We start from the raw sequence: 13,660 nt of genomic DNA, 5'->3' as shown, positions 1-13,660 counted from the left end.
GTGCGCCACTCGCCGGCGGAAAAGCAAGCTTTTCCCCGCTGCCGTTCGACTTGCATGTGTTAGGCCTGCCGCTAGCGTTCATCCTGAGCCAGGATCAAACTCTTCATCGTTAAATCTTAAATATTATCTAGACTCCCGAAACGGAATTTTCTGGTTCTCAAAATGGCTTGTTCTTTGTTCGACCAAATCCTTAAAAAAGATCCGGTCTTACGCTGTCAATTCAATATGTTAATGAACTTGTCTTCTTTGTTTTCCTTAAGCTTATCGCTTAAGCGGGTGCAAATATAGAACCCTTTTTCGATCCTCACAAGCGGTTCGGTTATTTTTTTGAAAAGTTTTTTTTTCGTGGCGCTGACCGCTCTTAAAACTTCCCTAACCGACTCTCTCAATGAACTCCCTTCGCCTTCGCAGCGCTCGCTGTTTTTGCGGCTGCAAATATACCGCCTTTTTGGATATGTGCAACTCTTTTTTGGGGTTTTTACGGAATATTTTGAAGCAAGGAAGTTAGCGAACTGGAATTGAAGTGTTTGGATGTGGAATTATTTTATGGATTATATGAAGTGGCGTGTTGACGTTTCCTTAAAGCCCCTTTTGAATACATACTATATATAATGTATACAAAGAACACAAATCCAAAATACCCCTCACCTTATATATAAACGATACACCGAAACAGGAAAAACTTCTATTCACCCACCATTATTCCGAATGAAGAAACATCTTTTAATAATGAGTGAAAACTATTTTGATATCAATGGAAGGATAATCAACAATCAATTCTCCATTCACAACAGTCCCTATACCTAATAAATAATTGCCCGGATTAGTATAAAATTCATAGCCATTACCATTTTTCTTCCACAATGACTTATAGTCCGGATCCGAATAACAACTTTCCGGCGTTGCAGCAGCATCTTTAAATTTCCAACTATAAACACCTCCTTCTTCAATCTTTAAATATTTATGCTCAACACAGCCCAGAGCCACCAAGTGACCATCGTAATATCTCTCGACGGCTTTCCAGCTGCCAACTACATTATCCAAGTCATCATTTGAACAGGAACAAAACAACACCAAAAATGAGTATAAAAATAGAAACGTCTTTTTCATTAGTAGAAATTAAAAGCTTCAAATATGCTTAAAATAGAAAATAGACACAAGTGAGCAACGGCATTACTTTCATTTGAATACATATTTCAATGCAATGAGCTCAGAAAACAAATCATAAAACACAGTAAAACAAAAAAGCCTCCCGAAATCGGGAGGCTTTTGTTGGCCTACTAGGGCTCGAACCTAGACTCTTCTGGACCAAAACCAGACGTGTTGCCAGTTACACCATAGGCCATCGCTTTGTTTTGCGAGTGCAAATTTAATACAATCTTTGACATGCGCAAAAGTTTTTTGAAAAAAAATTTCAATCAACTTAAGGTTTACCTAAAAGGCATAGCGTTTATCATATTTATTACTAAATTCGTCCGCAACAATAGACAACATCTTATGACACATTTCAACTTCAAGAAATGGAATACCATCCTGGGATGGATCACTTTTACTATAGCTCTTATTACTTACGCTTTAACCATTGAACCCACTGTAAGTTTCTGGGATGCGGGAGAATACATTTTAACGTCTTCAAAACTACAGGTTGGACACCCGCCTGGAGCACCACTGTTCCAAATGCTAGGAGCGTTCTTCTCCTTGTTTGCCTTGGAACCTTCTCAGATAGGAATGATGCTGAATATGATGAGTGCTGTTTCCAGTGCATTTACCATTTTATTCATGTTTTGGACCATTACCTTATTATTAAAAAAACTGGTAAAAGAAGATGAAGAAGGCATGACTCTACAAGCTGCAATGGCCATTTTGGGTAGCGGTTTGGTAGGAAGTCTGGCTTTTACCTTTACGGATTCGTTTTGGTTTAACGCCGTTGAAACTGAAGTTTACGCCATGGCCACACTTATCATGTCCGTTATGTTTTGGCTAGGGTTACGCTGGGAACAAGATATGCACACGCCTAGAGGGAACCGTTGGCTTATCTTAATTGCCTTTATCATTGGACTTTCCTTTGGTGTTCACTTCATGGGGTTATTGACCATTCCTGCCATAGGCTTGATCTACTTCTTTAAGAACTACAAAACCGTAACAGTTAAGAACTTTATCATTGCCAATGCCGTTGCCATTGCCATTCTATTGTTCATCTTTAAATTATTGGCTCCAAATATCATGAGAGCCTTTAGTGCATCGGAACTGTTTTTTATAAATACTGTTGGATTGCCATTTAATTCAGGATCCATTATTGCAGGTATTGTGTTGATTGCCTTGATTTATTTTGGACTGAAATATACCCGTGACAAAGGCTACAAGCATTTAAACACTGGTATTTTATGCCTTACCTTTATAATTATAGGGTTTTCTTCTTGGTTGATGCTTCCTATTAGAGCCAATGCCAATACCATTATTAATGAGAATAACCCTTCCAGCGCCAGAGAACTTTTGGCATACTATAACCTTGAGCAATATCCGGAAACTCACCTTTTCTATGGACCATTGTTTACAGACCAGTATACAGGTTATGACGAAAACCAACCTTTTGTGGACGACAAACCTAAATATGAAAAGGACTATGAAAAGGGAAAATACGTTGTTGTAAACAATTATAAGAACGCTAAACAGAACTACAACTCAACGCAAGCAGCCATTTTACCTAGAATGTGGAGTACCGAGCATGCCGAAAACTACATGCGTTTTACGGGTCTATTGGACTTCAAAATCAAACCGGAATACCAAATGGAAAATGAAGTGCGTGCTTTGGTGAACGATTTCAGAAGGCGTGTGGCCGAAGGACGTATCGATTACGAAGGTTACCATAATTTCTTAAAGCAGTACGGGCAACAATTCTTGGACATTGAAAAACCGTCTTTAGGCAAAAACATCAGCTATATGTTGGAATACCAACTTGGGTACATGTATTGGAGATATTTTATGTGGAACTTTGTTGGAAAGCAAGATGATATTCAAGGGAAATTTGATGACCTCCACGGAAATTGGATCAGTGGTATCAAGTTAATTGACGAAATACATTTAGGTATGTCCCAGGACAACCTTCCTAGTGATGTATTGAACAATAAAGGACGTAACACCTATTACTTCCTACCATTTATATTAGGACTCATTGGCTTTATGTTCTTATTGAATAAGGACAAGAAAACTTTTTGGACCATGCTGGTATTTTTCCTGTTCACAGGTTTGGCCATTCAGTTCTACACCAATGTAAGGCCTTTTGAACCTAGAGAGCGCGATTATTCGGTAGTAGGGTCTTTCTACGTCTTTGCCCTTTGGATAGGCTTTGGCGTGTATGCAATTTATGATGTCTTGAAAAACTTTAGCAAATCAAAGTTCTTGGCACCTGCTATTACTACGGCTTGTCTGGTATTAGTGCCAGCAATCTTGGCTGCCAACAACTGGGATGACCACGACAGATCCAACAAACGTACTGCACAGGCCATGGCCGCGCAATATTTAGAATCTTGTGCGCCTAATGCTATTTTGTTCACTATTGGAGATAATGATAGTTTCCCGCTTTGGTATGCCCAGGAAATTGAAGGCATTCGCACCGATGTAAGAGTGGTTAACACCAGTTTATTCCAAACTGATTGGTATATCGACCAAATGAAACGCAAGGCCTATGAGAGTGATCCAATACCTTCTCAGCTTACACATGATAAGTATAAATATGGTACAAGAGATGTCATTATTAAAAGAAGAATCTCTGAGGACACCGTATCTATAAAGGACTTTTTAAACTTCATCACTAGCGACAGTCCTAAAGCTAAATTTAAGTATAGGCTGCAGCAAGATGGTGAAGATCCAAGTTACTACCCAGAAAACTTATTGAACTCAAACTATTTCCCTACGGAAAATATCAGAATTCCTGTAGACAAGGAAGCGGTTTTAAGAAATGGCATCGTTAAAGAAAAGGATGCCGATAAGATTGTACCTTACATAGATGTCCGCATTACTTCCGGAGCCATCTATAAAAACCGATTGATGATGTTGGATATTATTGCCAACAACAATTGGGAACGCCCTATCTATTTCACAGGCGGTGCTTTTGGAGATGAAGATTATATCTGGATGAAGGATTATCTTCAATTGGATGGTTTGTGTTATAAATTGGTCCCTATAAAAACACCTATCGACAGAGCCAATCCATTTGACATGGGTCGTGTGGATAGCGATTTGATGTACGACAAAGTAATGTCTTGGGATTGGGGTAACAGCGGTACCGATATTTACCACGACGTGGAAACCCGTAAAAATGGAATCACTTACCGTGGCAACCTTGCAAGACTTATAGAGCAGTTGATTAACGAGGAAGACTACGAACGTGCCGAAAAAGTTGCCGATTTGGCCATGGAAAAAATGCCGGTAGACATTTACGGATATTACACCCTTTTAGAGCCTTACATCAGTGCTTATTATGAAATGGACAAAACTGAAAAAGGCCGAAAGCTTTACAAGGAAGTTTCTAAAAAATACCAAGAGAAATTAACCTACTATAGCGGCTTAAGTATAGAAAACCAAACACGCTATCTCGATGAAATCGTGACCGATATTGAACGCTACAGAAGTTTGGTAGACATATTGGTAATTTACAACGATAAGGATTTTGCCATGGAAGAAACCCAAAAGTTCAATAATTATTTGAAACTCTTTGGCCATTTTACAGATGAAGAGCCAGCTGTAGAATCCATGATCGAGGATGAAGACATTCCGATTCCTGCAGATACCATCGATAGTATTTTGAAACTGGAAGAATAACAAAAGGATGCAATAAGGCGCCTTGGGATTACTTTTAAAATTTGATTCGTATGAAAGTTGCCCCTGCAAAAACACCGGAGGTTATGAAGAAAATGTTCCCAAACTATGTTTGGGACATGCCTTCCGGCGAGAAAAACCTCTACCTTACCTTTGACGATGGCCCTACTCCAGAGATTACCGAATGGACTTTGGACATTCTCAAACAATTTGAAGCCAAAGCAACCTTCTTCTGTATTGGGGACAACATCAAAAAGTACCCAGAGATATTCCATAAGGTGCTACAGGAAGAACATCGTATTGGCAATCATACCTTCAACCATCTTAAAGGCTGGAAAACCGAAACTGAAGACTATCTAAAAAACACCCTAAAAGCTCAACAGATCATAGATAGTGAAAGTTCCATAATTGACGTAGCCCACCATACTGTTCCAAAACTATTTAGACCTCCTTATGGCAAAATAAAGCCTTCCCAAACTGAAGTTTTGCTGGACCGTAATTATAGAATAGTCATGTGGGACGTAATTTCTTATGATTGGGACAAAGACATTTCCAAAGAACAATGTTTGGAATATGTAACCTCTAAAGCAAAGGATGGCAGTATTGTGGTGTTTCACGATAGTGTGAAGGCTAACAGAAATATGAGTTATGCACTGCCCAAAGCCTTAGAGCACTTCAAGCAAATAGGATTTTCCTTTAAAACCCTGTAAACTTCTTAAATAAATTCTTGAATAATACCGATAAGCGTATTGGCATCCTGCTCGCCACTATGTCTCCATTTCATCTCACCGTTTTTGTAGATAATCAATGTAGGGAGTCCTTTTACTCTAAGGGCATCGGCTAGCTCCTTATTTTTGTCTACATCGATTTTGATGACCTTGGCTTTATCTCCAAGAGCTGCTGCCACATCCCTAAGTACAGGATGCATGGCGATAGATGGTTCACTCCATTCCGTGAAAAAATCCAATAGAACCGGGATATCAACATCTATTAATTCCCCAAATTTTGACATACATAAACGTTTTAGGCCAAATCAGTTATACAAACCTACATATATTTTCCCAATTTAAACAAAATCACATCAAAATTGTAAGGTTTCTACTCCTTTCTTTCACTAAAATGAATTTCTTTTAATCATTCCCTGTACAATCCGGAAGCTCGACATCAATCTTTTCAATGCAAACTAAGACACCTGCCCTTTCTTCAACTCAATAACAGTTACCTCTGGCCAAATACCTGTGCGCCCAGGAAAACCTAAATATCCAAATCCTCGGTTGACATTGATGTATTGCTCCATTTGCTCATAGATACCCGCCCAATATTTATAACGCCATTTGGCAGGACTCCACTTTACCCAACCGGGAATCTCAATTCCAAATTGCATACCGTGCGTATGACCACTTAAGGTTAAATGGTAATGGTAATCGTCATGCACCACCACATCCTCCCAGTGGGATGGGTCATGGCTCATCAAGATTTTAAAGTCATTTTCTTCAACGGTTTCCACTGCTTTTTTAAGGTCTCCTGCCTTTTTAAAAGGCCCTCTCCCCCAATTTTCCACACCAACAAGTGCCAATCGTTGTCCGTCTCGTTCTATAAAACGACTTTCGTTTAACAACAAATCAAAGCCCATATCCTTTTGGATTTGCTTCAATTCTTCCAAATTGGCATGTTTATCTGCTTCGGAATTCCATTCTACATAATCCCCATAATCATGATTCCCCAAAACCGAATACACACCATCCTTAGCTTTGAGTTGTCCAAACAAGTCCTTCCAATCATGCATCTCTTCGGCCTTGTTGTTGACCATATCCCCTGTAAACAAAATCATATCGCTGGCCTGCTTTTTGATCAGGTCTATACCATAGGCCACCTTGTTTCTATCATCAAAACTACCACTATGAACATCACTAATCTGGGTAATTTTGTAACCATCAAAGGCCTCGGGCAAATCTTCAAAATGCAAAGTATATTTCAATACTCTATAATCGTATTTTCCTTTGTACATGCCATACAACAAAGATGAAAACGGAATGGTTGCCAAACCAAGCGCCAATTGGCTCACAAATTTTCGCCTCGACGGAATATACATCGACTCCTTTCCTGAGGCATATTTATCGTACACTCCACAAATCACCCTGAGAATATCTTCTCCCAAAAGAATGGGAACTACCACAATATTAAAGGACATGAACACCAACAAAAATCCAAAGGCATAACTCTTGGACTGCGTCAATACACGGCCTTCTGAGCCAGAAACAAATTGGAAGATAAAATTTCCCAAGACCAGCAGGGCAATCGCAATAAAGACATATTGCACCCAATTATATTTAAAAATTGTTTTAATGGCCTGCAGCCCATAAGCGGTGAGCAGGGTATAAACAATTCCGAAAATAATCCAACGAACCATAATTCAAATTTGTCCAAAGATAACTTCATTTTAATGGTATTGCCACCCTCCAAAGCATATTTAACTATACCTTAAGATTTTAAATCTTTCATAATGAACTATTTCCTTAAAACCATTTAATAGTCATGTCAATCAATTTCTGTTTCAAAGAAGTATATGGAGGAAACAACAGTTCAATTGCGCCTCCGATATGCTGTTTTAGCACGGCCCGTTGATTAGAAAACTCCTGAAATCCAAAATACCCATGGCTTTTTCCAATACCACTGGTGTTACTCCCCCCAAACGGCAAATAATGGTTGGAATATTGCAGCACATTGGCATTAATGGCCGTACTTCCTGCTCGTGTATTTTTTAATATTTGATTGATAAAACGTTTGTTCCTACTGTAGATGTACAGCGCCAAAGGTTTGGACTTCGCATTGACATAATCCAAAATATCCTCTACCGTATTATAGGTTTTAATGGGAAGAATAGGACCAAAAATCTCTTCTTGCAACAAACTGGCCTCATCCGGCAAATTGGAAACTACCGTTGGAGCGATATAGCAGTCCTCTATTTTTGATTCTCCACCAATATCAAAACTAGCCTGAAGTTTTTTGGCATTTTCCAAATGAGCCACCAATCTATCAAAATGTTTTCTGTTCACAACTCTGCAGTATGCGGGAGAATCCTTAGGGTCCTCAGAATAAAATGCTTTCAATTGCAGTTGTAAAGCCTCAACAAAAGCATCCTTAACAGATTCCTTTACCAGTACATAATCAGGCGACAAACAAATCTGTCCGTTGTTTATGAACTTTCCCCAAGCAATACGTTTTGCTGCCAATTTTAAATTAGCTGTATCATCAATAATTGTGGGCGATTTTCCTCCCAATTCCAAAGTTACAGACGTTAAATGCGCCGAAGCCGCCTTCATCACTAACTTTCCAACTCCCGGAGACCCCGTAAAAAAGATATGGTTAAATGGCTGTTTTAACAATTCCTGAGACACCTCCACTTCACCCTGCACCAAAGCAACTTCTTCTTCAGGAAATAAATCCTCAATAATCTCTGCCATCACCTGCGCAATATGAGGCGTCATTTCAGAAGGTTTTAAAATCACCGTATTTCCAGCAGCAATGGCCGACACCAAGGGGCCAAAGGTTAAGTTCAACGGAAAGTTCCATGGTGCCATAATCAAGCAAACACCTTTGGGCTCATGCTGGTACCAAGACGAGGTTCCCATTAATGCCAAGGGCGTTTCCACCTTTTGCGGCTTCAACCATTGTTTTAAATGTTTACAGGCAAACTTGATTTCGCTTACCACAGGATAGATTTCCGTTAGGTCGGTTTCTGCAAAAGGCTTTTTAAAATCACTATACAAAGCCTTTTGGATTGCTTCCCTATAAGTGTATTCTACAGCCTTCTGTAGCTTTTTCAGTTTTTGAATTCTGGTTTTGTAATTGGTATTTCCAAGGTGAAATTGATTCTGCTGTTGCTTCTCAAACAAGCTATCAAACTTATTGGCAGTGTTTTGTAACATATAATTGTATTACTTTTTTAGAATACAGAAGTATTTAGAGTGCATTTCATCGATATTTTTGGTGCCGTTTGTCAGATTATCCATTGATAGGGGTTTTTCATCTAATTAATTTATTGTAAACGTAGGAGTTATGTTTCTTTGACTCTCAATACAAACAAAACCTACTTTTAGATCATGAAAAAAGTTATCGCATTTATAGTATTAGGATTTCTTCCAATCATTTTAATAGGTCAAAACAATACTTCTGAAAACTTAAAACAAGATACTAAAATAATTAAGGAAACTTCGGCAGAAAAAACCGAATCCCCTAAAGACCTTCAAGAGGGTACCGAACTAAAATCAGCAATCAAAGCACAGGTTTTGGATCTTAACTATAAAAAAAGTAATGATATCATTAGCGTAAAAGCTTATAAGAAAAGCCTCCAAATCAAGGCAAAGACCATCAAGCTTTGCTAATGCATTACCGGCCAAAAAGGAAGATCCGAAGTTTACGCTTCGGTTTTTTTATGCAATAAACCCAACACACATTTCTATTAGGCACTAACTTTTCGTAGTTTTGAAGTTCTTTCAAATACAAATACATGTCAGCACCAAAACGTCTTTTTTTAGTCGATGCCTACGCCCTGATTTTTAGAGGGTACTATGCGTTTATCAAAAACCCTAGAATCAATTCCAAGGGAGTGGATACTTCAGCCATAATGGGTTTTATGAATTCCCTGTTGGATGTTATCAAACGGGAACGTCCAGACCACTTGGCCGTTTGTTTCGATAAAGGCGGAAGTACTGACCGTGTTGAAATGTTCGAAGCCTATAAGGCCAATCGGGATGAAACACCTGAAGCCATTAGGATTGCCGTTCCTTACATACACGAAATCCTTAAATCCATGCACATTCCAATCATGGAAATGGAAGGTTATGAGGCCGACGATATTATCGGGACCCTTTCCAAGCAGGCCGAAAAACAAGGGTACCAAACGTTTATGGTAACCCCAGACAAGGATTTTGCCCAATTGGTCTCAGAAAACATTTTTATGTACCGTCCTGTATTTGGTGGTGGTTATGAAACTTGGGGCATCCCTGAGGTAAAGGACAAATTTGAAGTGGAGGACCCGCTTCAGGTCATTGACTTTTTGGGAATGATGGGAGATTCTGCGGACAACATCCCGGGACTTCCTGGAGTAGGGGAAAAAACGGCCAAGAAGTTTTTAAAGCAGTTTGGCAGCATGGAAAAGCTCTTGGAGAGCACCCAAGAGCTTAAAGGTAAAATGAAGGAAAAAATTGAAGCCAACAAAGAGCTGGGACTTATGTCAAAAAAACTGGCCACTATTATGCTCGATGTGCCGGTAGAGTTTTGTGAAACCGATTTTGAAATGTCTGAACCCGATATTGAGGGTGTGAAAACCATTTTTCAGGAATTGGAGTTTAGAAGGCTTATTGACAATTTCGTAAAGACGTTTGCTCCGCAAGAAGAAGCCCCCACTACCGGAAACAATTCAGAAGGAAGTACTCCTGCCAAAGCTACAGCAAAACAAACTACGGCTGGAGCAGGCCAATTTTCACTATTTGGAGACGATTCCAATTCGGAAACTCCTACTAGTGAATTTACCAGAAACACCTCCATTTCCACTTCACATTTCTACCAAAGTGCCAATTCCCCTTTGGCCGTAAAATTATTGATCAAAACCTTGATGCAGCAAACTTCGGTGTGTTTTGATACCGAAACTACCAGCATCATTCCTTTGAGGGCAGAATTGGTGGGGATTGCATTTTCATGGGAAACAGGCAAAGGTTTCTACTTACCATTTCCCGAAGACCGTGAGGAGGCCCAAGTCTTGATTGAACAGTTCAGGGAATTTTTTGAAAGTGACACTATTGAAAAAATTGGACAGAACCTTAAATACGACATTAAGGTTTTGGCCAAATACAACATACAGGTAAAAGGCAAACTGTTCGACACCATGTTGGCACATTACCTCATCAATCCAGATATGCGCCACAACATGGATGTGTTGGCAGAAACCTACCTTAACTATACGCCAATTTCAATTGAAAGTCTTATCGGCAAAAAGGGAAAAAACCAATTATCTATGCGGCAGGTAGCCTTGGATAAACAAACCGAATATGCCGTAGAAGACGCAGACATCACCTTACAGCTCAAGGAACATTTTCAAAAAGAATTGGGTGCCGCCAATACGCAGACACTTTTTGATGATATTGAAGTACCATTATTAAGAGTATTGGCTGCCATGGAATTGGAGGGCATTAATTTGGACCAAGATTTCCTAAAAGAACTTGCCGAAGCCCTTAATAAGGACATCGCGGATCTTGAACAAAAAATATATGCGGAGGCTGGAGAAGAATTCAACATTGCCTCCCCAAAACAATTGGGAGATATTCTTTTTGATAAACTAAAATTGGTAGACAAACCCAAAAAGACCAAGACTGGGCAATATGCCACTTCCGAAGATATTCTGTCCTACCTAGCCAAAGACCATGAAATCATCCAACATATTTTGGAATTCCGTGGCCTAAGCAAATTAAAAAGCACTTATGTAGATGCCCTACCTCAGCAGGTAGAACCATCAACAGGAAGAGTGCATACAGATTATATGCAAACCGTGGCTGCTACAGGACGATTAAGTAGTAACAACCCAAACTTGCAGAACATTCCAATCCGTACCGAGCGCGGTAGACAGGTTCGCAAGGCCTTTATTCCTCGCAATGAAGACTACACTCTTTTAGCTGCCGATTATTCACAAATTGAATTACGCATCATTGCAGCTCTTAGTGAAGAAGAAACCATGATCAATGCCTTTAAGCATGGTGAAGATATTCACGCTTCAACAGCTTCAAAAGTCTTTAATGTGCCTTTGGAAGAAGTAACCAGAGAACAACGTAGCAACGCCAAAACCGTCAACTTTGGAATTATTTATGGCGTATCGGCCTTTGGCCTGAGTAACCAAACCGATCTTTCCAGAAGTGAAGCCAAGGAACTTATTGACACCTATTATGCTACCTATCCAAAATTAAAAAGCTACATAAGCGAACAAGTTGATTTTGCCAGAGACCATGGTTATGTACAAACCGTTCTGGGACGACGCCGTTACCTAAAGGATATCAATTCCAGAAATGCCGTGGTACGAGGCGCTGCCGAACGTAATGCCGTGAACGCTCCAATACAAGGGAGTGCTGCAGACATCATTAAAATTGCCATGATCAATATTTACAAAAAGTTGAATGAAGGCAACTATAAAACCAAAATGCTACTTCAGGTACATGATGAATTGGTATTTGATGTCTACAAACCAGAATTGGATGCCATCAAAACCTTGGTAAAAACCGAAATGGAAAACGCCTATACATTGGCAGTTCCTTTAGATGTAGAATTAGATACGGGAGACAACTGGTTGGAAGCCCATTAAAACATAAAAAGCTATCGAATTTCGATAGCTTTTTTTCTTTTTGCTCGTCGGACATTTTATCCTAATTCCTTTGCAACTAGATAATAAAATGCCGGCCGGTTTTTATTTTTAAATTCTGACATTGTTTCGGCCACCTTAGTAATAGCAGCCATGGCCTTGTCCTTATCAGTGATTCCCAACTTCTTCTCAACAAAATTCCTACGCACCGTTTCCAACTCCGAAGGGTCTTGAGCCGCTACCAAGGAGGCATCATGGTTGTCTACCATGGTTTTTAAACTATTAACATAACCGTCCAATTGGGCATGGTCAATTTCACTCACACCACATTTGTTCAATTGGCTGACAGCAATTTCTTTTAGCTCTGACAATTTTGCTTCTACGTCATTCATATTCTTAAAATTTTATAGATTAATAATTGATTTTCAAATAGATGCATTAAATTAAACAATTTACAGCAGACTACCTCATACTCTTTTCATCTATTTTTTAGCGCTTATGATTTATTAACTTTTGCTTAACGAACAGCACCTGTTTCAGCTTTAAAGTTTTCATTCGCACACTTACATTGGAACCTAATACTTTCAGTTTTAAACTTTTTTGTAATTTAAACAGCATAAAACCCAACCGGACATTTCCAACCACAACTCTAAGAACTATGGAAAGTTTAATAAATATTGGCCTGAGCATTATCGCGTCCTTAATCATGCTAGGTTTCGGTTATATTATTGGACGTATTAGGGAACGTAAAAAACAAAAAGGAACTCCGCTTGAGGATTACCCTTTCTACCCTTTTAAAGTGAATGAAGACCATATCCTAAGTTTCGATATGGACCTATTCAACCAAGCAGTAAACGAACTCCTAAAAAAAACAGACCACCAGGCTGGAAGACAATTGGTACTAATAGGAGAGCAGAACAATGTTAAACACCTTTTAAAGAATCCCTACAGAGACCGTTACCATAAATTATTCAAGAAATATAAGGGAGACCAGGTTTTGGATGAATCTATTAATTATTTAAAAAACTATAAACGCATCGTACAACACATTGGTGACAGTTTCCCTGATTCGGGCATTGAAATCCTGCTTCACAACCTCACTAACCCATCCAAAGCGCTTTACTACATTAAAAACAATGTTACTGGCCGCAATATAGAATCTCCAGCCACCAATTTGGTATTGGACCTGAAAAGGCGGAATTCAAAAAACGAGGACAAAATCAACTACGAACTCAATATTGGTTCCCGAAAATTCAAATGTACCACCATTCCAATCTATAAAGAAAAGGATGGATTAATAGGTGCCATATGTATCAATATAGACTACAACTACATTAATGATGACGTCCGTAACAATCCACAATTAATGAATTCCTTTTTGGACTCTATTGTAAAAACAGATATGGTGCTTAACGAAAATATTTTAAGTAAACCGGAATTTCAAAAAGCTCAGGAGGGCAAACGTCATTTTCGCGACTTTTAAGCTTATAGGCC

Annotated in this window: 10 protein-coding genes, 1 tRNA gene and 1 rRNA gene; 5 read left to right on the top strand and 7 right to left on the bottom strand. The window is 39.1% G+C overall.

Annotated elements, in window-relative coordinates; translation table 11 throughout:
- From ZA05_RS16605 to ZA05_RS16595, 3 genes are all read right to left on the bottom strand, one after another.
- A 16S ribosomal RNA gene (locus ZA05_RS16605) occupies positions 1-110 on the bottom strand; the annotation flags it as partial.
- A gap of 613 nt (positions 111-723) precedes the next feature.
- On the bottom strand, positions 724-1,110 hold the full coding sequence (locus ZA05_RS16600) for a hypothetical protein (RefSeq protein WP_053992811.1): 387 nt from the start codon (positions 1,108-1,110) through the stop codon (positions 724-726).
- A 162-nt stretch (positions 1,111-1,272) separates the two neighbouring features.
- Positions 1,273-1,345: transfer RNA gene (locus tag ZA05_RS16595), tRNA-Gln, on the bottom strand.
- 152 nt (positions 1,346-1,497) lie between these two features.
- Between ZA05_RS16595 and ZA05_RS16590 the strand changes: the two genes are divergently transcribed.
- Both ZA05_RS16590 and ZA05_RS16585 read left to right on the top strand, forming a co-directional pair.
- A complete protein-coding gene (locus tag ZA05_RS16590) occupies positions 1,498-4,821 on the top strand; it encodes a DUF2723 domain-containing protein (protein ID WP_053992816.1) in 3,324 nt (1,107 codons plus the stop codon).
- Between the two features lie 50 nt (positions 4,822-4,871).
- A complete protein-coding gene (locus ZA05_RS16585) occupies positions 4,872-5,528 on the top strand; it encodes a polysaccharide deacetylase family protein (protein ID WP_053992810.1) in 657 nt (218 codons plus the stop codon).
- A 5-nt stretch (positions 5,529-5,533) separates the two neighbouring features.
- Here the strand turns inward: ZA05_RS16585 and ZA05_RS16580 are convergent, their stop codons facing one another.
- The 3 genes from ZA05_RS16580 to ZA05_RS16570 form a co-directional block, all read right to left on the bottom strand.
- Positions 5,534-5,830: a co-chaperone YbbN gene (locus ZA05_RS16580; protein WP_053976990.1), complete on the bottom strand. Its 297-nt coding sequence runs from the start codon at positions 5,828-5,830 to the stop codon at positions 5,534-5,536.
- 171 nt (positions 5,831-6,001) lie between these two features.
- The gene (locus tag ZA05_RS16575; RefSeq protein ID WP_053992809.1) at positions 6,002-7,228 is read right to left on the bottom strand and encodes a metallophosphoesterase; all 1,227 of its coding nucleotides are present in this window, start codon (positions 7,226-7,228) and stop codon (positions 6,002-6,004) included.
- 106 nt (positions 7,229-7,334) lie between these two features.
- Positions 7,335-8,747 (bottom strand): aldehyde dehydrogenase family protein, encoded by a 1,413-nt coding sequence (locus tag ZA05_RS16570; protein WP_053992808.1) that lies wholly within the window; start codon positions 8,745-8,747, stop codon positions 7,335-7,337.
- Positions 8,748-8,921: 174 nt separating this feature from the next.
- Here ZA05_RS16570 and ZA05_RS16565 point away from each other — a divergent pair, with 174 nt between their 5' ends.
- Both ZA05_RS16565 and polA read left to right on the top strand, forming a co-directional pair.
- Entirely contained in the window at positions 8,922-9,203 is a 282-nt protein-coding gene (locus tag ZA05_RS16565; RefSeq protein ID WP_053992807.1) for a hypothetical protein, read from the top strand.
- Between the two features lie 125 nt (positions 9,204-9,328).
- Entirely contained in the window at positions 9,329-12,169 is a 2,841-nt protein-coding gene (gene polA, locus ZA05_RS16560) for a DNA polymerase I (RefSeq protein ID WP_053992806.1), read from the top strand.
- 56 nt (positions 12,170-12,225) lie between these two features.
- Here the strand turns inward: polA and ZA05_RS16555 are convergent, their stop codons facing one another.
- Positions 12,226-12,558 carry a DUF2853 family protein gene (locus ZA05_RS16555; RefSeq protein WP_082333821.1) on the bottom strand — a complete coding sequence of 111 codons (333 nt, stop codon included), beginning with the start codon at positions 12,556-12,558 and terminating at the stop codon, positions 12,226-12,228.
- 266 nt (positions 12,559-12,824) lie between these two features.
- Between ZA05_RS16555 and ZA05_RS16545 the strand changes: the two genes are divergently transcribed.
- On the top strand, positions 12,825-13,649 hold the full coding sequence (locus tag ZA05_RS16545) for a PAS domain-containing protein (RefSeq protein ID WP_082333820.1): 825 nt from the start codon (positions 12,825-12,827) through the stop codon (positions 13,647-13,649).
- Positions 13,650-13,660: the final 11 nt, after the last annotated feature.

It is taken from the genome of Mangrovimonas sp. TPBH4 (assembly GCF_001280505.1).
In the GTDB taxonomy this organism is placed as follows: Bacteria; Bacteroidota; Bacteroidia; order Flavobacteriales; family Flavobacteriaceae; genus Mangrovimonas_A.
The sequence above is the reverse complement of the archived record's forward strand: the minus strand, read 5'-3'. Positions and strand labels throughout refer to the sequence as shown.